Below are 21,527 nucleotides of genomic sequence, written 5' to 3' on the forward strand. Positions count from 1 at the left end.
ATGGCAGGGTGCTCAAGGAGCTTTGTTTACTTTTTGGGCGACAGATCACGCATTAATTAAATTGTTGAAAATGTAATCAATACATCCGGCAGGGAGGTAAAGGAGGGAAGTGCATATCTGTTTTGAGAACAATGAGATGTGGTTAGCAGAATTGAAAGGTTTTGTAGGGCGGTTAAGCGTAGCGTCAACCGCCGCATCGCATAAAAATGGGGGATGTCGCTTGCGCTAATCCCCCCTACAAAACCAGTTTGTAAGTCGGGTAAGCGAAGCGCCACCCGACAGCTACATTAACCTGCCGCGCTTTCGCGCAAACTGGCTTTTAACTTACTGTACTCGTCAATCACATACTGCTCGGCGGCGTGCTGATCGGCGATCGGCTCGACGCGCACGGCGCAGTATTTGTACTCCGGCGTTTTGGTAATCGGGCTGAGGTTTTCCGTCACCAGCTCGTTACAGGCCCCAATCCACCACTGGTAAGTCATGTAAACGGCACCCTTGTTCGGGCGTTCGCTCACATTCGCACGCGTGATGACGCGGCCTTTACGAGAATGCACCCACACCAGCGCTTCATCTTCGATACCCAAACGGGCGGCATCATCAATATGAATTTGCGCATAGCCTGGTTCATCCGCAAGGGCTGCCAGCGCCGCACAGTTGCCGGTCATCGAACGGCAAGAGTAGTGGCCGACTTCGCGCACCGTTGAAAGCACCATCGGGTACTCTTCGGTCACGCGGTCGATTGGCGGTGCCCAGTCACAGGTAAAGAACTCACCCAGACCATTTTCACGGTCAAACTTACCGTCGTACAGGAACGAGGTTCCCTGGTCGCTATCGGCTACATCGCGGCATGGCCACTGGATATAACCCAGCTCGCCCATTTTCTCGTAGGTTGCGCCGTAGAAATCCGGGCACAGTCCGCGCAACTCATCCCAAATTTCTTTGGTGTTGTTGTAATGCATCGGATAACCCATACGAGTGGCGATCTCACTGATAATCTGCCAGTCCGTTTTCAGGTCCCATTTCGGTTCCACTGCTTTAAAGAAGCGCTGGAAACCACGGTCGGCGGCGGTGTAAACCCCTTCATGTTCACCCCAGGAGGTGGACGGCAAAATCACATCGGCGGCAGCCGCGGTTTTGGTCATGAAGATGTCTTGCACAATCACCAGTTCGAGCTCTTCAAACGCCTTACGTACGGCGGAAAGTTCCGCGTCCGTTTGCAGCGGATCTTCACCCATAATGTAGGCTGCATACACTTCGCCATGCGCCACACGGTGCGGCAGTTCGCTGATGCGATAGCCGGTGTGAGCAGGTAAAGCGTCCACGCCCCAGGCTTTCGCGAACTTCTCGCGGCTTGCTGCGTCTTTCACATACTGATAGCCCGGATAAGTATCCGGCAGCGCGCCCATATCGCAGGCACCCTGCACGTTGTTCTGACCGCGAACCGGGTTCACACCGACGTTCGGTTTACCCAGGTTGCCCGTCATCAGCGCAAGGCTTGTCAGCGAGCGAACGGTTTCCACGCCCTGATAGAACTGGGTCACGCCCATGCCCCACAGAATCGTGGCGGTTTTCGCCTTCGCATACATGCGTGCCGCTGCGCGAATTTCCGCCGCCGTCACGCCGGTAATTTCTTCAACGGATTCAGGCGTGTAGCCCGCAACAATTTTGCGATACTCGTCGAAACCTTCGGTACGGGCAGCCACAAACGACTGGTCATACAGATTTTCTTCGATAATCACGTGCCCGATTGCGTTAAGCAGGGCGATGTTGGAGCCATTTTTTAACTGCAAATGCATATCGGCGATGCGCGCGGTTTCAATTTTACGCGGATCGACAACAATGATTTGCGCCCCTTTTTGCTTCGCTTTAATTACGCGGTTAGCAACGATAGGGTGTGAATCTGCCGGGTTATACCCGAACACAAACACTAAATCGGTATCCTCAATCTCGACGATTGAGTTGCTCATAGCGCCGTTACCGACCGATTGGTGCAGACCTGCAACCGATGGGCCGTGTCAGACGCGTGCGCAGCAGTCGACGTTATTGGTGCCAATAACCGCGCGCGCAAATTTTTGCATTACATAGTTGGTTTCGTTGCCGGTACCACGAGAAGAACCGGTGGTCATGATGGCATCGGAGCCGTGTTTCGCTTTGATTTCACTCAGGCGAGTACTGACATAGTTCAGTGCTTCATCCCAGGAGACGTTTTCGAGTTTGCCGCCTTTCTGGCGACGAATCATCGGTGATTTCAGGCGCGGGGTGAGGATTTTAGTATCGTTAATAAAATCCCAACCGTAGTAACCCTTCAGACAGAGATCGCCCTGGTTGGTTTTACCCTGGGCTGCTTCCGCCTTGACGACTTTGCCGTTATCGACCACGAGGTTGATTTTGCAACCCGAGGCACAATAGGGGCAAACCGTGATGACTTTTTCCATCAGTGTTGCTCCAGTCAATTCTTTTATGTGTGTGACACCAAATAGCTGATCACATCTCCCTGGCTTAATGCATTATCTATGCCACAAATAAAGTGCGGGATTAACAGGCATCTTACGGGGATGACCGGGCCAAAACCCTGACGAAACACAGGTCATCGTCAAAAGTGACGTGTCGAGCCGCTTGTGGTTTGTGACACTGATTGAAAATTCAGCAAGGTTATCTGTCATTTTTGCGCGACTCCTCTAACAATCGCTCAAACTCAATTATTGGCTCTGTAGCTTCCCGGGAGTTCAACCATGAAGCCTGCAATTTTGCTGGTGGATGACGATGTGGCGATCTGCGATGTGCTGCGAGACGTGCTCAATGAGCACGTCTTTGAGGTGAGAATTTGTCATACAGGGAATGACGCGCTGGCGGCGATAGCGCAGCATCCGGGGATTGCGCTGGTGCTGCTGGATATGATTCTGCCCGATATTAACGGGCTCTTAGTTTTACAGCAGATCCAGCGTCAGCGCCCTGATTTGCCGGTGGTGATGTTGACGGGGTTAGGCAGCGAATCTGACGTGGTGGTTGGGCTGGAAATGGGGGCCGATGATTACATCGCCAAACCGTTTAACCCGCGTGTGGTGGTGGCGCGGGTTAAAGCTGTGCTGCGTCGGACTGGCGCCCTGGCGGTTGAAAGCACGGCGTCAAAAAGCAGCGGCCTGCATTTTAACGGCTGGCGGCTGGATACCGAACGCTGTCAGCTAGTTAATCCGCAACAGGAACAGGTCATGCTGACTCAGGGGGAATATGGCCTGCTGCTGGCATTAATGCAAAATGCGCGCCGGGTGCTATCGCGCGAAAAATTACTGGAACTCACCCACAGTGAAAGCCTGGAAGTGTTCGACAGAACGATTGATGTATTGATTATGCGGCTGCGTAAGAAAATAGAACCGAATCCGCACCAGCCCACATTAATTCGGACTATTCGTGGCGTAGGGTATGTATTTTCTGCCGATGTTATTCAAGCGGAAAATAATGCAGCTTAATGTAGCCGTTTTATTTACCCCTTATTGAGTAAAACACCTCACTCCCCTCTATTTCGGGGAGTTCAGCCTTTCACATTCATTCACTCTTTGGCTTTTTCAAGATCGGCAAGAGAGTACTTCGTCAATTGCCATTCTACGCTCTGGCTCTGGTACTGCGGCATGATATTGCCTTTACTGACGCCGACGACAACCTGGTGGACCTCACTTTTCCAGACGCCGGACTGCGGGCAAAGCTGGCCGGATGAGGCTTTGCTTCCCGGAGGAAGAGGGCTCGTCAGAAAAGGATCATAGGAATTAAGCAGACTACCACCATAGAACGTCACAGAATTAACCATATAACCGCCTATTTATAGAAAGTAATTTTTATATACAGGTTAAAGGCGACCATTTTTAGAGCAGGCTTAAATTTATTTTTCTCACCGTTTAAGTTTTTGGTCTGAAAGGTCATCGGCGTATTAATAGATCGCTAATCATTATTGATGTCGCTATCTTTACTTCTCCTGCTCATTAATAAAATTCTGTAACTCCGCTAATGTTTTCGCGCCATCTATCGCATTGGCGCACAGAAGATTAGCGCGGGCGCAGGCATGGGCTAATTTCAGGCTGTCTATTAGCGGCCATTTTTCATGGCAGCCATATAAGACACCGGCGCAAAAAGCGTCTCCGGCCCCGACGCTGCCGACGATCTCTTCCTGAGCCAGCATAAATGACGGCACCCACACGCCTTCTTTGCCTGGCTCCACGCCCCACGCGCCTTCCGGGCAATGAATGACGACGCGCTGGCGCACGCCCGCCTCGAGCAGTTGGCTTGCCGCCTGAGCAATATGTTCCACATGCGGGGTGCCGTCCCTGTGACGAATGTCCAGGCCGCTAAACTCCCCGGCTTCCAGCTCATTAATCACCAGATAATCCAGCCATTGCAGGGCAGGGAGCACCATCGGGCGGTAGCGCGGATCGCCCTGGCGTGACACCAAATCCAGCGAGGTTTCGTACCCCTGCTGCGCCATCATCGCCAGCAATCTGGCACTGCGCGTGCCGTACTCCGCGTCTTCCATATCCAGGCTATCGAGCAGCAATAAATAACCGAGATGGAAGATTTTGAATGACGTTTCCAGGCGGTCAAAGGCGGGTAAATCGAGCAGACGATTCGCTCCGGGCGAGTGGAAAAAGGTGCGCTGCCCGCTGGGATCGGTCATCACCTGCGACATGGACGTTGGCGCAAAAGTGGTGCGGTGCACGTGCTGGCGATTCACATGGTACTGGTCAAGCATCGCCATAATGTAGTCGCCGTCATGATCGTCACCCACCAGACCCACCGCCTGCAAAGGCAAGCCAACGTGCATTTTGGCCAGCGTCAGCAGCACATTAAGCGGCGCCCCGCCCGTTGAGCGTTCGCTGTGGACAATCTCCGCCAGCCATCCGCGCTGCGGCCACTGCACAATTTGATGCACATGGTCGACCAGCATATTTCCGGCGGCAATAATCCCGCTGCGCTCTGACATATCAACTCCTTACGCTTTGCCCGAACTGCCAAAAATGCGCATCTGCTGCGCCACCACATCGGTAATCGCCTCTTCAATGCCCAGCAACAGTTCGGCGTATTCGTCATAAATGGCGTGACGCTGATTCATACGTTGCTCGACAGCTCCGAGTGCGGCCTGCGACATGCCAGTATAGAAATTTATCTTGTGGATACCGAGGCTTATCGCCTTTCTGAAATCTTCGTCACTAATGCCCGACCCGCCGTGCAACACCAGCGGCAAACCGGTTTGCTGGCGAATGGCGGCAAGTCTGTCGAAATCGAGTTTCGGCTCGCCTTTGTATTTCCCGTGGGCGTTGCCGATGGCGACAGCCAGCGTGTCGATGCCGGTTCTGTCGACAAAATCGCGCGCCCGGGACGGATCGGTAAATTTATTGCTGTCGGCTTCGCCATACAGTGCTCCGCCTTCGTCACCGCCCACCGCACCCAGTTCGGCCTCTACCGAAACGCCGACCGCATGGCACATTTTCACCACTTCCCGCGTCTGGCGAACGTTCTCTTCATATTCAAGTGTAGAACCATCAAACATCACCGAGCTAAAACCGAGACGTAAAGCGCGAACCACCGCTTCAAAATGCAGGCCGTGATCGAGATTAAGCACCACCGGAATATCGTGGCGGGCCGCTTCGAATTTGACGGCTTCGACCAGTGAATCCAGCGAAATATACTTAAAGTGAACTTCGGCAATATTGATGATAAACGGCGAGTTTTCCTGCTTTGCGGCGGCGAAAAGCGCGCGCAAAAAATGGCTGTCGAGGACGTTAAACGCCCCTAACGCATAGCCATTTGCCCGGGCGTGAGCCAGACCGTCGGCAAGTGATATTAATGCCATAATGATTCCCCTGGTGTTGGAAGCAAATTAAAGGTGTTGGCGATATTCGTTGCACAGCAACTGCTGCGCGGGTTCGTCTTCGGTGATGGCGTTAAAACGTTCCAGCGGCTTGAGGAAACGGTTATCGCGATCGTCATCGTTGACCATCGACACTTCCCCCACCAGCACGTCGCCATAACCGGGTTCGCCCCAAAAACTGTGGTAAATCCCCGGCACCAGGCAGATACTCTCTCCTGGCGACAGGCGCACCTGGCTGCCCGCCGCGTGGGTCTGGCAGCATCCGTCGATGACGACGGTGACATCGCTTTCTTCCGTCTGCTCGTACTGATCGGAATTCCATAGTTCGACAATCAAATTCCCGCCGCCGCGATTGATAATGTCCTCGCGTTTGCGCCAGTGAAAATGCATCGGTGTGAGCTGCCCTTCGCGGACATGCATGATTTTTTCGGCGTAGCATTTTGGGTAGGGAGCCCCCTCCGGCGAACCGTTGCGCAGCGTAAACAGTGTCAGCCCCTGTGCGATAAAATCGTCGCCGCCAAACGCCGTCACATCCCAGCCGAGTTTGAGATCGAAAACTTCCTGCCAGATAGCTTTATCCAGTTGCTGCCATTTCGTCAGGTCATACGAGGCGAACGGCGGCAGGTGGACGTCATGCTGCGTAAAGAAATGGCGGGTCTGGGACAGGATCTGGTTTACCTCAGAACGCTTCATAGCACCTCCACAAAACGACCTCCACAAAACGACCCCCACCCAGCCTCCCCCTTGCCAGGGGGAGGAGTTTATTACTCCCTCCTCTGGTAAGGGGAGGAGTTTATCGCTCCCTCCCCTGGTAAGGGGAGGGTTGGGGTGGGGTCGAGTGCCAACAAAAATTACTTCACCGTCCAGCCCTTATACGTCCCGATATTGTTCTTATCGATCATCGTCACCGGAATCAGCACCGGCTCTTTTGGCGCAGGCTTGCCTTGCAGAATGTCATACCCAATCTCCACCGCTTTCGCCGCCATCACCTGCGGGTCTTGTGCAGGCGTAGCCACAAACAGCGTATTTCCGCCGCGTTTCAGCGCTTCTTCTGCATCCGGGCTACCATCCACGCCAACGATAAAGAACTCGTTACGTTGCGCCTGTTTCGCCGCCAGATCGGCACCGATCGCCGTCGGATCGTTGATCGCAAACACGCCGTCGATCTTCGGATTCGCCGCCAGCAATGAGGTCATCACTTCCAGGCCACCTTCGCGGCTGCCTTTGGCGTTCTGGTTAGAAGAGAGGATCTTAATTTCAGGATGCTTTTTAAACTCGGTCAGACAGCCTTCCACACGGTTCTGCACGGCGGAAACCGGCGGCCCGTTAATGATCACCACATTGCCTTTTTCTTTCAGGCGATCCGAAATGTACTTACAGGCAATTTCACCCGCCTGGGTGTTGTTCGAGGTGATCGTTGCGTCCGCACCTTCCGCCGCCACGTCCACCGCGACTACCACGATCCCGGCATCTTTCGCACGTTTTACCGCAGGCCCGATCCCTTTAGAATCCGCGGCGTTCAGGATGATCATGTCCACTTTGGCGGCGATAAAGTTATCGATCTGCGACACCTGCTGGCCGAGATCGTAACCGCTCGACACCAGCGTCACTTTCACGTTGTCCCCCGCCAGTTTTCGGGCTTCAAGCTCTGCACCTTTGGTTATCTGCACGAAGAAGGGGTTGGCGAGATCGCCTACCGTCACCCCGATGGATTTGAGTTCTTTTGCCTGAGCGAACGGTGCTCCGGCGATCATGGCTCCCGCGAGTAATGCGGTAACTATCGGCTTCAAACGCATGTTTTTTTCCCCTTGTAGGGTGGATAAGCGATAGCGCCATCCACCATTTGCGCCCATATTGTCGGGTGGCGCTGTCGCTTACCCGACCTACGAAAGAACAGCTTTGTTATGCACTTTGGTGGTGACGGGTACGGTATTTGTCGATCAGCACCGCAATGATGATCACCGCCCCCTTGATCACCAGTTGCCAGAAATACGAGACGCCCATCAGCGTCATGCCGTTGTTTAACGTGGCGATAATTAATGCGCCAACCAGCGTGCCGGTGATTGTGCCAATCCCGCCCACAAAGCTGGTCCCGCCGAGAATCACCGCCGCGATGGCGTCCAGCTCATAACCCATGCCGAGGTTACCGTTGGCGCTATAGAGCCGGGATGCGCTCATCACGCCGCCAAGGCCGGAGAGCAAGCCGCTCATGCCGTAAACGAACAGCAGCACCATCCACACTTTGATGCCCGTCAGACGTGCGGCCTGCATATTGCCGCCCACCGCATAAATATGAACGCCTAACGTGGTGCGCCTGAGAATGAACCAGCACACCACAATCACCGCCAGAGCAATCACCACCAGCCACGGAATCGGGCCGAGATACGCGTTGCCAATCCACTCAAAATTGATATTGGAGTTAATCACCGTCGTGCCGTCAGCCAGCAGATAGGCCGCGCCGCGCAGGGCGGTATAGGTGCCGAGCGTGACGATAAACGGCGGCAGCCCCGCCCAGGCGACTAACATGCCGTTGAACAGCCCAAGCCCGGTGCCCATCATCAGCGCGGCGGGAATCGACAGCGATTCCCAGCCCGGCATCAGCGAAACCACCATCGCGGTGACCGCCGTCGTACCAAGTATTGAGCCGACCGACAGGTCGATACCGCCGGTCAAAATAATGAACGTCATACCCGCAGCGAGAACGATATTGATAGAGGACTGACGGGCGATATTCAGCAGGTTAGATTCGGTAAAAAAGTTTGGCGTGATAAAGCCAAAAACGGCGACGATCAGGATCAGAATGGGCAAAATGCCGACAGTTTGCATCAAATCGCTGAACAGCGCTTTTTTTAGCGAAGCGGATTTTGCCACGTGTTGCGGGGTGCCTGAATTAGTCATGATTTACCGCCTTTTTGTGAGCCTCTTCTACGCCGGTCGCCAGCGTCATAATGTTTTCTTGCGTAATGTCTGCGGCGTGTAATTCCCCGGCAATACTGCCTTCGCGCATCACGTAAACGCGATCGCTCATGCCGACGACTTCCGGCAACTCGCTGGAGATCATCAGGATCGCCACGCCCTGTTTCGCCATTTGGCTCATGATCCGGTAGATCTCACTTTTCGCACCGACATCCACACCACGCGTCGGCTCATCGAGGATCAAAATACGCGGGCCGATCGCCACCCAGCGTGAGATCAGTAGCTTCTGCTGATTGCCGCCGGACAGCCCACCGGCGCGAACCTGCGCGTGTGGCACGCGGATATTCAGCAGACTGATAGCATCGTCAGAGATGGTCTGGGCTTTTTTGCGATCCAGCCAGCCGTAGTGCGCGTCGCGTTCCAGCGTCGCCATAGTGATGTTGTCTTGCGCGGCCAGTTCGAGGAATAAACCCTGCTCTTTGCGGTTTTCGGTCAGGAAGCCGATACCGTGGTGAATAGCTTCACGCGGTGAATGAATTTTGACGGGCTTGCCGTCGATTTCGATGCTCCCGCCTGTGGATTTACGCACGCCAAAGATAAGCTGCGCCAGTTCAGAACGCCCCGCGCCGACCAGCCCCGCCAGGCCGACGATCTCCCCGGATTTCACCTGTAAACTCACCGGCTGAACCTTGGCGCCATCCGTCAGGTGATGGACATTCAGACGCACGCTGCCCAGCGGAATATCACGCTCTTTATTAAACAGATCGCTCAGCGGGCGGCCCACCATCATGCGCACCAGCTCGTTAGCGTTAAGGTTTTCGCGTATCAGGCTGCCGACATACTGCCCGTCGCGCAGTACGCTCACGCGGTCGGAAAGCTCATACACTTCTGCCATGCGGTGGCTGATATAGATGATCGCCATGCCCTCGTCGCGCAGACGCATAATCAGTTCAAACAGGCGGTGAGTTTCACGGGACGAAAGCGCGGCGGTGGGTTCATCCATCACTAAGATGCGACTGTTGCGGTGCAGAGCGCGGGCGATTTCCACCTGCTGCTGCTCGGCAATCGTCAGGCGCGACACCAGGTCGCTGGCTTTAAACTGTGCGCCCAGGCGGTCGATAACGGTCTGCGCCTGCATTACCATCTCTTTGCGCTTCACTAAGCCGCCGCGTGAAAGCTCGCTCCCGAGGAAAATGTTTTCGGCGACCGTCAGGTTTGGGGCGAGCTGCATCTCCTGATAAATCAGCGTGATACCTGCGTTTAACGCATCTTTCGGCCCTTTGATGCTGTATGGCTGGCCGTTAATTAAAATCTCGCCGCTGGTGGCGGTATAAGCCCCCGCCAAAATCTTCATCAGCGTGCTTTTACCGGCCCCGTTTTCCCCCATTAAGGCGTGAATTTCGCCGGGGAAAACCGTTAAGTCGACGCCTTTCAACGCATAAAACTTGCCGAATGACTTGGCAATATTGCGCATCTCCAGAATGGGAACGCTACTCATGGCGCGGCTCCTGCGGGCAAATTGACGATTGCTGCCAGTGAACCACGCGCAGGTAAATGCAAGATGTCAGAAGCCGTTCATATTTGTCATATTGTTGAATAGTTAATGGAGATCACATTCCCGGGAGGGAATGATTTTCAAAACTGTATATGGGTCAGAAATGTAATGAGAGAGCTATTTTTCAAGATGCTTCGCTAACTTCCATACTCCCAGGATAACCAGAAAAATTGATAGTAAAGTAAGTTTCCCCCAATGTTCAGGAAAAAAATGGAGAGATAGATAAGAGAAGAAAATAATTAATGCCACTGGCACATATGAATAAATAGTCTCTGTTTTTATCCAATCAAAAATAAATTGTTTAATAAACTTTTTCACTTAATCATATCTCCAATAATAGTAATGGCATCATCTTCACTGAGCATTGTGTTTAGATGGCCGATATTCTTCTGTACAATTGGTTCAATGATAAAATAAAGCATCTCCAATTTGTTCAGATATAACACTTTATAAAATGATGGGTTAAATGTTTTCAGTCGCCTCGCTGAAAGCGCTGCTTTTTGAACGTAGCTATAAAAATCAAGTAATGTAAGAATAGCATTGCTTGTTTTGCCAATAGTTGCGCGAATTTTAGTCGTGAAGTTTATTGAATCTGAAATCGATTTTGCTATTAAGTATGACATGCTTGATTTTGTTACAAACACTACCCTATTTTTTGCCAAAAGACCTGTAATCTGAGTAACTATATTTTTCCTTGCTGATTCATTAAAATTATCTAAAATATATTCTATGTACATTTCAATCATGTTAAATATTACGTCTTTTCTATTAAAAACCTCATTAATGGCTGCAATCATTCTTCTATCTTCTTCTTTTAACTCTTGGCATACATCTTTATAATCATCAAAAAAACAAGATGAGTACCAGGATACCCTCTCTGCACCAGAGTAGATGCTACTGATTACATCTTTTCCGTTTCTTTGAACATTTGCTAATCCTTTTTCTAATGAAATTGATATTTTTCTGTTTGCATCCATGCTCATGCGTAAATAATCTGCATTGTCCATTAGCTTATTCCTTTCTTTTTTTACAGTTTTCTACTATTCGACTTGCCAGTTAAAAAACACGGTCCATCCATAAACTGTAAGTGCTCGTTCCAGCGGTACAATGTTCCCAACTTATTGCCTCATATATAAATGACACCGTCTCTTCGGCTAATCCTTTGCTATCATCTACCACATGGGGGATAGTAAGTTGTATATCGCAAATGCGGGCTTCCGTAAGTTTTATAATATAATACAGTTCATTCATGCCAAAACGGTTAGTGCGATAGACAGGAAATTCACAGGTCAGAACTTCATTGTCATTAATTGATTTGCTTAATAATGGTGAAGATTTATCAATAGGTTTTCTGATGGTCAGGCTGTGATGGTTGACATTATCAATGCGTGTCAGGCGATGATTTAGTTCATACACCATAATTTGGTCCAAATGTGCGATTTGTGCTTTATTTCCCATTGAATCAAGTGACATGCATCCGGCAGAGATCGCGCCTTGAGTTTTTCCGGTAAGTTTTAAATAAATGGAATTTGCCATAATGCATCCTTGTCTTTATATGAAATATCAATGGTGTCAGAATGATATATTTATACTGTTAATATTTAATGCTTACTCATCATCGTGAGTAAATAAACTTACTTGATTATTGATATTTTTATGTAAGGTTTAAGTGCTTTATTGTTGCGCTAGTTTTTATATTTAGAGTATGAATACGGACAGAAGAATAATGGGCTGTTGGTTTATGGCTTTCTGCTACAGTTTTGCTAGCAAATAAGTCAAAAAAACAGATAGCGGAAGGCTTATAAAAATGTGAGCAGTTTTAATTGGTCACTACACTTTGCTTAATGCCTTTTATCCGGAGCCAAAACATGCCGCAACCCCGCACACCCTTTCTCACCAGCGCTCGTGGCCGCCTGCTCTCCTTTAATCTGCTGGTGGTGGCGGTGACGTTGATGGTCTGCGGGGTGGCGGTGTGGGGTTTTAATCACGCGAGCCGTTTGCAGGAGCAGGTTCAGGGGCAAACGCTGAGTGATATGTCTGGCAGCATGGAGCTGGCGCGAGACACCGCGAATGTGGCGACGGCAGCGGTGCGGCTCACGCAAGTCGTGGGTGCGCTGGAATACCAGAGCGAAGCGCAGCGTTTGCAGCAAACTCAACAGGCGCTCCAGAACTCGCTTGATCACCTCGCCAATGCGCCGCTCGCCAGCCATGAGCCCGCGTTAGTCAAACGGATTACGGACCGCAGTAACGAGCTGGAAAGCAGCGTTACGCGCATGTTAGAGCTCGGTCATCGCCGCCATCTGGAACGTAACGCGCTGCTCAGTGCGCTCTATCAAAACCAAAGTTATCTGCATCATATTCAGGATATTAATGCTCGCGACGGCCTGGCGATGCCGGAATCCAGGCTGTTAACCGAAATGGACAGGCTGATCCTGATCGCCATTCAAACGCCTTCCCCAAAGGCGACGGTGGTGCAACTTAGCGAAGTGATGGCGCAGTTGCCGCTTCATGCCGATTCCCCGCTGGTTAATGAAATATTGCAGGATTTAACGACGCATTTGCAGCAATTGCTGCCGCTTTCCCAGGCATTAGAAAATAGCGACCTGGGGATCTCCTGGTACATGTATCACATCAAAGCGCTGGTGGCGTTTTTGAATCAGGACATCAATCAGTACGTGCAGAGAGTGGCGCAGGAGTCGCTAAACCGCACCGAGCAGAGCCATAAAGAGCTGCAATCGATGATTGCTTTTATCGGCCTGTTTGCCCTGCTGGCGCTGGTGATTACCGGTTTTGCTGGCTGGTATATTTACCGTAATCTTGGCTCGAATCTCACGGCGATTTCTCATGCGATGACGCGGCTGGCGCGTGGCGAGCGCGATGTCAGCGTGCCCGCGCTACAGCGGCGGGATGAACTGGGCGAGCTGGCGCGGGCATTCAACGTTTTTGCGCGCAACACCGCATCGCTTGAGCACACCTCGAAACTCCTTAAAGAAAAAAGCACCCAACTGGAAACCACTTTTCATGCGATGCGCGACGGCTTTGCGCTGTTTGATAACGCCGGGATTCTGGTGGTGTGGAACCCGCAATACCCGCTGTTGCTGGGGCTGGAACCCGAGCGCCTTTCGCGCGGGCAGCACTATCTCACGTTGCTAAAACAGGTAACGCCGCTTCAGGAGCATATTCTCGACAACCTTTCGCGCCCGTTACCCAAACCACAGGAACTCAGGCTTGCGGATAACCGGACTATCGAGCTGCGTTTTAGTCCGGTGCCGGGGCGCGGAATGGTCAACGTAGTGCTTGAGCGTAGCGAGCGCAAAGCGCTGGAGGAGGCGCTGGTGCACAGCCAGAAAATGAAAGCCGTGGGGCAGTTAACCGGCGGTTTAGCGCATGATTTTAATAACCTGCTGGCGGTGATCATCGGCAGTCTGGAGCTGACATCTACGGATTCGCCGGACGCCACGCGCATTCAGCGAGCCTTAAAAGCCGCCGAGCGCGGGGCGCAACTGACCCAGCGTTTGCTGGCCTTTTCCCGCAAGCAATCCCTGCACCCCCACGCGGTTTCGATGAAAAACCTGCTGGAAAACCTCGACCCGCTGATTCGCCACTCGCTGCCCGCCGGGCTCACTCTTGAGATTGAAGCCCAACATCCGGCGTGGCCCGCATGGATTGACGTTAATCAGCTTGAGAATGCGATTATCAACCTGGTGATGAACGCCCGCGACGCCATGGAAGGGCAAAGCGGCACCATTAAAATCCGCACCTGGAACCAGCGCGTGGTGCGCTCAAGCGGGCGTAAACAGGATATGGTCGCCCTGGAAGTGATCGACCCCGGACACGGAATGTCGGCGGAGGTAAAAGCCCAGGTCTTTGAGCCGTTCTTTACCACCAAACAGACCGGCAGCGGCAGCGGGCTGGGTTTATCCATGGTTTATGGATTTGTCCGTCAGTCTGGCGGGCGCGTGCAAATTGAAAGCGCGCCGGGGCAGGGAACGCTGGTGCGCCTGCAACTTCCACGCGCCCCTTCGCAGGCGGCGAGCGAAGCGCTACCGGAACCGCTGGCGGCGAATCTCGAGCAGGATCAATTGGTTCTGGTTCTGGAAGATGAACACGATGTGCGCCAGACGCTGTGCGAACAGTTGCATCAGCTTGGCTATTTGACACTGGAAACCAGCGACAGCCAGCAGGCGCTACAGCTACTCAACGATGTGCCGGATATTCAGATTATTATCAGCGATTTAATGCTGCCGGGACCTATGAGCGGGGCGGATGTTGTGCAGCACGCGCGTGAGCATTATCCGCATCTTACTTGCCTGCTAATTAGCGGCCAGGATTTGCGCCGCAGCGGGCAGCAATTGCCGCAGGTTGAGCTGCTGCGTAAGCCTTTTAATCAGCAAAAACTGGCGCAGGCGCTGCGGCGGGCCCGTCTCCAGTGATATTTTAGGTATAGATTGCAAATCAATGAAAAGGTCAGTCGCAAACAATTGACTCAGCGTGCAGAAGCGGACATTAATAGAAAGACCCCTTCCAGTATCCCAGGAGGAAGTGGGTGGGTTTAGGAATGCAACTTAGCCGCCACATTAATTGATATGCACCTCATTGATCATCCTGTAGCAAGGACTTAGCCCCTCTGCAAAGAGGGGCTGACTTTGGTGCAATTCTGGTGGATGACGCCTTCGGCTTATCCACCCTACAAAATCAAAAACTCTTCCACTTATCCACCCTACAAAATCAAAAACTCTTCGGCTTACCCACACTGCAAAATCAAAAACTCTTTGGCTTATCCACACTGCAAAATCAAAAACGTAGGTCGGATAAGCGCAGCGCCATCCGACAATCAAGCCTGAAACTACCCCTCTTTCCCCATGCCCGTTTGCTGAATCAGCATCAACGAGACGCTATTAAACCAGCGATGGGCGAGGCTTTGACGCTGACTCTCTACAGAAATATCCGCGAGATTTTCTCGGCTAAGCCGCGCGGTGTTGCCGCTCCCTTCAATCGACACGCGATACCACACGCCTTGCGGGCGCAAATCTTTTGCCTGAGCCGTCGGGTTAAGCTGCACCGGGCCGCCGTGATCTTTCGCCAGCAGCAACGAAGGCAGGCGCGTCACCACGTTATGATCGATAGAGACCACGCGGCCCATCAGCGGCTGCCACTCGGCGTTTTGATAAACTTTAGCCGTCGCGCCCACTTTTAACCGCGCCAAATCCTCTTCGCCCACCAGCGCTTTTACCCGCCAGCGGTCGGCATTCACAAGGGTTGCGATGTGCGTGGACGTGGAAACCCAACTGCCCGGTTGCAGGGAGAGATCGCGGTCTTCAATCCGGCCATTTGAAGCGGCAACCAGCCGCAGCCGCAGTAATTCACTGTTTCCTGCGTTTTGCTGGAGTGAGAACTGACGCGCCATCTGTTCGGCAAGCACCTGTTTTGCCGGGCCATCTTTATCAAGCCCTAACGCCCCGCGCGCGCTAAATTCCCATGCGCGGCGCATCTCCTCGGCTTTGCGCTGCGAGGTTTCCGGCAGCGGGGCAATCAGCTCAAAAAGCGGCTGCCCGGCTTTAACCTGCTGCCCGTCGGTGACAAAAACTTTCTCCAGGCGCGCGCTGTACGGGGTATAAATCGGCTGCACAAAACCTGCTTCGATGACGCCCGGCATCGTCACTTTATTCGACCACGGGACAAAAATAACCAGCAGCGCGGCGATGACAATCAGCAGCAATCTGCGCCGGTAAAACGGCTGGCTTTCGTGCCTGCGGGCCCAACAGGTTTTCATTTCTCTGATCATCGGTTGCACCACAAAAGTCACAATCTCTACTAAAAACAGAATTACACCCAGCGCCTTAAAAAAGGCGTGATACACCACCACCGCGATACCGATAAACAGCAGCAGGCGGTAAATCCAGGTGGCGAAAGCAAAGAGCGTCAGAAAGCGGGCAAAAGCAGGCGTGACGTTATCGGGCGCGGGGTCGTTAATGCCAAACAAATGCCAGCGCATCGCCCGTTTCGCCCAGTTTCCTGCCCGCTCGTGAAGCCCAGGGAAATCAAGAATATCGCTTAAAATGTAGTAGCCGTCGAAACGCATAAATGGGCTGGCGTTGACTACAACCGTCATTACCCAGGCGGTGGTGGCGAGGAAAAACAGCGCGTTTTTGACGCTACCTTCCGGGGCGAAAGACCACAGCAATGTGGCCCACGCCGCCAGCACCAGCTCGGAAACAATCCCCGCGGCGGCAATTTTTAGCCGGTCACGCGAGCGGAACAGCTTCCAGCTTTCGCCGGTATCGGTGTAGGCCATCGGCAACATCACCAGAAGCGCAACGCCCATATGCCCGACCCGCACGCCGTGGCGCGTGGCGGTAAGCGCGTGGCCCATTTCATGCCAGCATTTCGAAAACACCAGGGCGATAGCAAATGCCACTGCGCCGTGCCAGCTCACCGAATTGTGCAGCGTGGCGACCACCGTATCCCACTGCCGCGCCGCCAGCACGATGCCGGTAATCGCCACAAAGAGCGTCAGCCACAAAAAGGTTTTGCTGAACAGCGGTTGCAGCCAGGGCAGCGCTTTGCGCAGCGCTTTTTCAGGGTGGACCAGCGGAATGCGGATAAACAGATAACTGTGCAGCAGCCATTTCCACACCGACGACGCGGGGCGGTAGCGAGCGGTGCGCAGAAGCTGTTGCTGCTGCAAAAACAGCACAAAGGCTTTGATGTCCTCTTCGTCGACATTCAGCGTGGTTTGCTGATTAATCGCCTGGGCGATTTGTCCGGCATCCGCCAGTTGCCAGCGTTTGAGGATCTCTATTTCCAGCCAGCCAAGACGGAAAAAGAGATTGCGCACCGGATCGGCCAGGTGCCAGGCAGGCGAGCCGTCGCGGTTGCTGCCCGCGCTGTTGAGCCGCAGTTCATCACGCAGCGCGGGCCACGGCGGCGCAGTTGCTGCGGCATCGCTAATCACCAGCCGCTCCCGGCGCGCAGGGTGGCGATAGGGCGGCGCAACAACAGGTAACCGAGCAGCGCCCAGTCGCCCGTCACACGAGCCGTACCCTGCAAGCCAATTCGCGCTACGTCAGGTTTACCTTCCAGCGTTCCGCGCAGCAGATAGCTGGCGATGCCGTTTGGCGCCTCCACCGTTTGATAGCCCGCGTAATCCAGCTTCGCGGTAAACGAATCCAGCGGTGCGACCTTCAAAAACACTTTCATCGGTGCGCCATGATTCAGGTTGGTGGATTCACTCACCGGAGCCCAGGCGCGTATGCCGAGATTATTGGGATCGGCCAGCAGGCCAATGCGCTCCCCGGTTTGTACCGGGCGACCGGCCCAATCGTCCGGATCGGAATAGACGAAAACTCCGTTGCCCGGCGCGCGAATGGTTAACTTATCGAGATCGCGTTTTATCGATTCGACTTCGACCTTTTTCTCGCGCCATTTCCCTTCCGCCATCGCCAGCTCTGACTTGGCCTGCTGATCTTCTATCGCCTGCTGCGAAGCCTGATGCAGCGTGGTTTCGGTGGTTTCCAGTTCAGCCTGCGCCACCGCCAGGCGGTTATGCAGCGTGGTGTCATCAAGCGTTGCCAACACCTGGCCTTTCACCACATTGGTATTCGGCAATACCATCATGCGTTTAATCACGCCCGAATCCGGGGCGGCAATCACTTCGCTTTGTAGCGAGATAATTTCCGCAGGCACCAACGTGTATTCCCGCACCGGAATACAGAGCACCAGCAGCACCGCCAGCAAAATGTAGCCGAGGCGGCGTCCGGTGTTGCGCTGCCAGAACTGCCTGAAACGCGACGGGCGGGCGGTTAATGCCCACCAGGCGTAGCCGTACAAACCGCTGAGTTGTAACAGCGTAAATTCGGGGGTAGTCGGGGCGAGAGAGGTCGGCCACGCTTCATCGCGCCCCAGGAACCAGAGGGCGTGAATTTCCCCGTCGGCACCGGTCAGCGGCAGTACCCAGACGTGCGGTGGGAGCCATTCATTCCACTGATGGGCGAGGGGTTCGCTCAGTTGTGCGGACGACAGCGCCAGCACGCGGGCTTCCGGCGGCAATGCCCGGCAGTGCGGGGCAATTTCTTTGGCGACATCCGCAAGCCACAGGGCATACGGCGTATTGTTGTCGGTATCGCTGAGCCCGGAATGGGCGACCAGTTTTGCGCGATTATTAGGGGCGAGGGAGATCAGCGCCGCCTGGCGGTAATCCACCAGTTGGCGCGTTTCATTGCAAATAGCGAAGCCTAACTCTGCGGAGTTGCTTATCGCTTCTACCCTGGCTGCAAGCTGGTAGAAGGCTGTACTGGTGGTCACGAATTTGCGGCTCCGCTATTCAGGCAACGGCTCTCATTCGGCGGGCAAATGGCAACGGCCTGGCCACTCATGCCCGGCAGCACATCGTCGGTTTTTTCCGGGAAGCGGGTTTCGATTTCGATGGTCTGGCTGACGGCGTCGACTTTGCCGCTAATATTCGTCACGGTGAGCGGGTATTGCTTGCCGGTTTCACCTACGGATGCATTAAGTTGAGAGCCAATTTTCAGCCACGCCACCCAGCTTGAAGGCACGTTCAAACGCGCCCGCAACGTGCCGCTGCCTACCAGGTCAATCACCGGCGCGCCGGCGCCAATGCCCTGGCCTTCTCTGACATAGATTTTCGCCACGCGCCCGTTGAACGGGGCCACAAAGCGGCACTGCGCCAGTTGGGCGTCAAAAATCCCCACTTGGCCTTTGGTGCGGTTAACTTCCGATGCGGCTAAACCCACTTCAAGCGCTGCGGCAGACTGCAAACCTTGCAGTTTGGCTTTGGCTTCGTAGCGCAGTTGGGCGGCGTGATACTCCGCTTCGGCGGCATTTTTCCGCGCCACCAAATCGCTACAGTCCATGCTTGCCAGCACTTTTCCCTGGGTAACCGTGTCGCCCAGTTGCACGTTAATTTTCGCCATTCGTCCCGGCACGACGCTTGAAAGCGGGCTTTCGCGGTTGGCGAGCACCAGGAATCGCACGTTAGTGCTTCCCTGTGCGGCGGGCGTTTCGGCGGCAAAAGTGGGTGCCGAAAACCAGACCAGTGAGAAAATGAGGGCGGTACGCAAAAGAGTCATGATGTTCATATTCCAATGAAATGGTTCTGTTATTGCCGTTTTAAGGTCGGCGACCTACGACGGACCCCACCCCAGCCCTCCCCTTGTCAGGGGAGGGGGTATTTAACTCCTCCCCCTGGCAAGGGGGAGGCTGGGAGGGGGTCATTTGTTCCCGATACAGACAGAGTTACGGCGCCGCGCTCAAAACCGGCGTCGCCCCTGCAAGCCGCTGCAAATCACTGGTGATTGATAACGTTGCCGCTTCCGCGAGAGCGCTGATGGACCGCGTGCTGGTTTCGTTTGGCAAATAGCTGGTGTACTGGCGCGTTAACACTTCCGCGCCGGTGGCGTCTTTGACGCGCATCGTCCATATGCCTTTGCGGGTGCCGCTGCTGGAGCCGGAGCTAAAGCTCATTTGCAGATTGATGCTGTTCGGGGACGGCTCAAGCGACAGATGATTCGCCTCTATCACGCGGCCCACGGACTGCTCAACAGTGCCACGGGAAATGCCCGACGGCAGGCGAGTGATCTGCACCGCTATTGGGTGTTTTTCCACCACGACGCCTGCGGTGCGGGCAAACACGCTGCTCTCTTGCTGGCGCAAACTTGTCTGGATTTGTCGCGATAAGCTGGCAACGTCGGTTTTGTCGACCTGATCCGGCAGCAAATCAATGCCCACGGAGTTCAGCACGCGCCCGTAAGCGGCCTGCGCTTCGGCATACGATGAGGCTTCCTGGAAGCGTGAAACAATTGACCGCGCCTGGGTTCTCAAGGTTTCCAGATCGCTGGTCAGGGAGTTGTCCGATCCGGCGCGGGAAATGCTCGCCAGACGCTGGTCAACCTGGGCGGATTGTTCGGCAATCTGGAAGTCATAGGAGGCCAGTTTGTAGCGTTCGGTGGCGACACGAACCTGCGTCAGAACCGCCATGCTCAGCGCCATGCGGCGAGCGTCATCGGTTTGGGCGCGGGCGTCGTTCGCGGTGCTAATCGACGGAATACTCAGCAGTTTGAACAGGTTCATTGAGACGCCCACGCCGCTCTCAATCCAGTTGCTGTTGTAGAGATAGTCGTTGGAGTCGTAGTTGATGCTGGCGAACAGATTCAGATTCGGGAATAGCGACGCAATCTGGCGCTTGGTTTCGTAGCTGTCGATACGGGTTTTGTAATCTTCTTCGCGCAGTTCCGGGCGGCGTTCGAGCGCCATCTGCTCAAGTTTATCGATGTTGGTCGGAGCCGGAGCCAGCGGCCCTGGCGTGTCCTGCAACACCAGCGGCGTGCCCGGCGGCAGGTTGATCAGCGCCGTCAGCTCGCTTTTCGCCAGCTCCATTTGCTGACGTTTTTGGTTCAGCAGCGTCATCCCATCGAGCAGGGCGCGTTGATATTCCAGCCCTTCGATTGGCGGCAGGATCCCGGCCTGTTCGGCTTCACGGGTTTTATCCAGCGCCTGCGCAATTTGTTCGGCGAGCGGTTGGGTTTCGTCGAGCAAACGCTGGGCGCCTAATGCACGCCAGTAGGCGTCACGCACTTCCTGCACGATGTTTTGCAGCACTTTGCGACGGCGCTCTTCGGCAATATTGACTTCGTCGGCCTGCTGTTTGGCGCGGAAGTAGCTCATGCCGAAATCAAGCACATCCCAGGAGAAGGTGGCGCTGGAAAGATAGTGCTCGCGCTCTTCAGACGTGGAAGGCCGCAAACTCACCACGCCATCGTCGATACCGACGCTGGTGCCGCCTGAGTCGTTATCGCGCCAGCGATAGCCCGCATCCGCCATCAGTTTTGGCAGCATATCTTGCTGCGAAACATCCAGCAGGCTGCGGGAGAGCGCGGTTTCCATCATTTTCAGACGGTAGTCGAGGTTGTATTTCAGCGCGCGAGCCATCGCATCAGACAGCGTTAAGGGGCCGCGCAGTGCCTCTTGCCCACGGTACATCTCTGTACGGTCGCGGTTCACTCGCGCGGTAATTTCGTCCTGGGTGAGCGGTTCCGGTTTAATGGTGCCGCAGCCTGCCAAAATCAGTACCGCTATCAACCCAGCAACAGGTTTGACTAACGGCACGCCACGTTTTTTTGCCAACACCATCACGTTTGCGTTCATCGTTGTTATTTCCATCTTAATACCCGTCATCATTCA

Annotated in this window: 16 protein-coding genes; 2 read left to right on the forward strand and 14 right to left on the reverse strand. The window is 54.0% G+C overall.

All coding sequences use genetic code 11. From position 1 onward, the window contains the following. Positions 1–287: 287 nt before the first annotated feature. Entirely contained in the window at positions 288–2,435 is a 2,148-nt protein-coding gene (gene fdhF, locus AB1E22_RS11095) for a formate dehydrogenase subunit alpha (protein ID WP_367595376.1), read from the reverse strand. 297 nt (positions 2,436–2,732) lie between these two features. Here fdhF and AB1E22_RS11100 point away from each other — a divergent pair, with 297 nt between their 5' ends. After that, the gene (locus tag AB1E22_RS11100) at positions 2,733–3,467 is read left to right on the forward strand and encodes a response regulator (RefSeq protein WP_367595377.1); all 735 of its coding nucleotides are present in this window, start codon (positions 2,733–2,735) and stop codon (positions 3,465–3,467) included. An 80-nt stretch (positions 3,468–3,547) separates the two neighbouring features. Here AB1E22_RS11100 and AB1E22_RS11105 read toward each other — a convergent pair whose 3' ends face one another. The 9 genes from AB1E22_RS11105 to AB1E22_RS11145 all read right to left on the reverse strand — a co-directional run bounded on the left by AB1E22_RS11105 (position 3,548) and on the right by AB1E22_RS11145 (position 11,864). Next, complete coding sequence (locus tag AB1E22_RS11105) at positions 3,548–3,802, reverse strand: hypothetical protein (protein ID WP_367595378.1); 255 nt, start codon at positions 3,800–3,802, stop codon at positions 3,548–3,550. A gap of 156 nt (positions 3,803–3,958) precedes the next feature. Next, entirely contained in the window at positions 3,959–4,969 is a 1,011-nt protein-coding gene (locus tag AB1E22_RS11110) for a carbohydrate kinase family protein (RefSeq protein WP_367595379.1), read from the reverse strand. A gap of 9 nt (positions 4,970–4,978) precedes the next feature. Next, on the reverse strand, positions 4,979–5,839 hold the full coding sequence (locus AB1E22_RS11115; RefSeq protein WP_367595380.1) for a ketose 1,6-bisphosphate aldolase: 861 nt from the start codon (positions 5,837–5,839) through the stop codon (positions 4,979–4,981). Positions 5,840–5,866: 27 nt separating this feature from the next. Beyond that, entirely contained in the window at positions 5,867–6,550 is a 684-nt protein-coding gene (locus tag AB1E22_RS11120; RefSeq protein ID WP_367595381.1) for a D-lyxose/D-mannose isomerase, read from the reverse strand. A 158-nt stretch (positions 6,551–6,708) separates the two neighbouring features. Further along, positions 6,709–7,653: an ABC transporter substrate-binding protein gene (locus AB1E22_RS11125; protein WP_367595382.1), complete on the reverse strand. Its 945-nt coding sequence runs from the start codon at positions 7,651–7,653 to the stop codon at positions 6,709–6,711. A gap of 106 nt (positions 7,654–7,759) precedes the next feature. Next, positions 7,760–8,755, reverse strand: coding sequence for an ABC transporter permease subunit (locus AB1E22_RS11130; protein ID WP_367595383.1), 996 nt, complete (start codon positions 8,753–8,755; stop codon positions 7,760–7,762). Further along, on the reverse strand, positions 8,748–10,271 hold the full coding sequence (locus tag AB1E22_RS11135) for a sugar ABC transporter ATP-binding protein (protein WP_367595384.1): 1,524 nt from the start codon (positions 10,269–10,271) through the stop codon (positions 8,748–8,750). Before AB1E22_RS11135 ends, AB1E22_RS11130 begins: the two co-directional genes overlap by 8 nt. A 371-nt stretch (positions 10,272–10,642) precedes the next feature. Continuing rightward, positions 10,643–11,335, reverse strand: coding sequence for a hypothetical protein (locus AB1E22_RS11140; RefSeq protein WP_367595385.1), 693 nt, complete (start codon positions 11,333–11,335; stop codon positions 10,643–10,645). A gap of 49 nt (positions 11,336–11,384) precedes the next feature. Next, positions 11,385–11,864, reverse strand: a complete 480-nt coding sequence (locus tag AB1E22_RS11145) for an Hcp family type VI secretion system effector (RefSeq protein WP_367595386.1) — start codon at positions 11,862–11,864, stop codon at positions 11,385–11,387. Positions 11,865–12,196: 332 nt separating this feature from the next. Here AB1E22_RS11145 and AB1E22_RS11150 point away from each other — a divergent pair, with 332 nt between their 5' ends. Then, the gene (locus tag AB1E22_RS11150; RefSeq protein WP_367595387.1) at positions 12,197–14,761 is read left to right on the forward strand and encodes an ATP-binding protein; all 2,565 of its coding nucleotides are present in this window, start codon (positions 12,197–12,199) and stop codon (positions 14,759–14,761) included. Positions 14,762–15,174: 413 nt separating this feature from the next. On the opposite strand, the gene AB1E22_RS11155 is transcribed toward AB1E22_RS11150, so the two are convergent. The 4 genes from AB1E22_RS11155 to AB1E22_RS11170 all read right to left on the reverse strand — a co-directional run bounded on the left by AB1E22_RS11155 (position 15,175) and on the right by AB1E22_RS11170 (position 21,506). Next, positions 15,175–17,283 carry an HlyD family efflux transporter periplasmic adaptor subunit gene (locus AB1E22_RS11155; protein WP_367595388.1) on the reverse strand — a complete coding sequence of 703 codons (2,109 nt, stop codon included), beginning with the start codon at positions 17,281–17,283 and terminating at the stop codon, positions 15,175–15,177. Next, positions 17,280–18,632, reverse strand: coding sequence for an efflux RND transporter periplasmic adaptor subunit (locus AB1E22_RS11160; RefSeq protein WP_367595389.1), 1,353 nt, complete (start codon positions 18,630–18,632; stop codon positions 17,280–17,282). The genes AB1E22_RS11155 and AB1E22_RS11160 overlap by 4 nt, the downstream gene beginning before the upstream one ends. Beyond that, entirely contained in the window at positions 18,629–19,417 is a 789-nt protein-coding gene (locus tag AB1E22_RS11165; protein WP_367595390.1) for an efflux RND transporter periplasmic adaptor subunit, read from the reverse strand. Before AB1E22_RS11165 ends, AB1E22_RS11160 begins: the two co-directional genes overlap by 4 nt. Positions 19,418–19,583: 166 nt before the next feature. Then, a complete protein-coding gene (locus AB1E22_RS11170; protein WP_367595391.1) occupies positions 19,584–21,506 on the reverse strand; it encodes a TolC family protein in 1,923 nt (640 codons plus the stop codon). Positions 21,507–21,527 lie beyond the last annotated feature (21 nt).

Origin of the sequence: Buttiauxella gaviniae (genome assembly GCF_040786275.1) — a bacterium.
GTDB lineage: Bacteria > Pseudomonadota > Gammaproteobacteria > Enterobacterales > Enterobacteriaceae > Buttiauxella > Buttiauxella gaviniae_A.

What these genes read in the sequence shown, in the direction of transcription:
- AB1E22_RS11105 (WP_367595378.1), bottom strand. Translation starts at nt 3,802, where the DNA reads ATGGTTAATTCTGTGACGTTCTATGGTGGTAGTCTGCTTAATTCCTAT.
- AB1E22_RS11135 (WP_367595384.1), bottom strand. Translation starts at nt 10,271, where the DNA reads ATGAGTAGCGTTCCCATTCTGGAGATGCGCAATATTGCCAAGTCATTC.
- AB1E22_RS11120 (WP_367595381.1), bottom strand. Translation starts at nt 6,550, where the DNA reads ATGAAGCGTTCTGAGGTAAACCAGATCCTGTCCCAGACCCGCCATTTC.
- AB1E22_RS11145 (WP_367595386.1), bottom strand. Translation starts at nt 11,864, where the DNA reads ATGGCAAATTCCATTTATTTAAAACTTACCGGAAAAACTCAAGGCGCG.
- AB1E22_RS11150 (WP_367595387.1), top strand. Translation starts at nt 12,197, where the DNA reads ATGCCGCAACCCCGCACACCCTTTCTCACCAGCGCTCGTGGCCGCCTG.
- AB1E22_RS11100 (WP_367595377.1), top strand. Translation starts at nt 2,733, where the DNA reads ATGAAGCCTGCAATTTTGCTGGTGGATGACGATGTGGCGATCTGCGAT.
- AB1E22_RS11170 (WP_367595391.1), bottom strand. Translation starts at nt 21,506, where the DNA reads ATGGAAATAACAACGATGAACGCAAACGTGATGGTGTTGGCAAAAAAA.
- AB1E22_RS11115 (WP_367595380.1), bottom strand. Translation starts at nt 5,839, where the DNA reads ATGGCATTAATATCACTTGCCGACGGTCTGGCTCACGCCCGGGCAAAT.
- AB1E22_RS11140 (WP_367595385.1), bottom strand. Translation starts at nt 11,335, where the DNA reads ATGGACAATGCAGATTATTTACGCATGAGCATGGATGCAAACAGAAAA.
- AB1E22_RS11130 (WP_367595383.1), bottom strand. Translation starts at nt 8,755, where the DNA reads ATGACTAATTCAGGCACCCCGCAACACGTGGCAAAATCCGCTTCGCTA.
- AB1E22_RS11165 (WP_367595390.1), bottom strand. Translation starts at nt 19,417, where the DNA reads ATGACTCTTTTGCGTACCGCCCTCATTTTCTCACTGGTCTGGTTTTCG.
- AB1E22_RS11110 (WP_367595379.1), bottom strand. Translation starts at nt 4,969, where the DNA reads ATGTCAGAGCGCAGCGGGATTATTGCCGCCGGAAATATGCTGGTCGAC.
- AB1E22_RS11125 (WP_367595382.1), bottom strand. Translation starts at nt 7,653, where the DNA reads ATGCGTTTGAAGCCGATAGTTACCGCATTACTCGCGGGAGCCATGATC.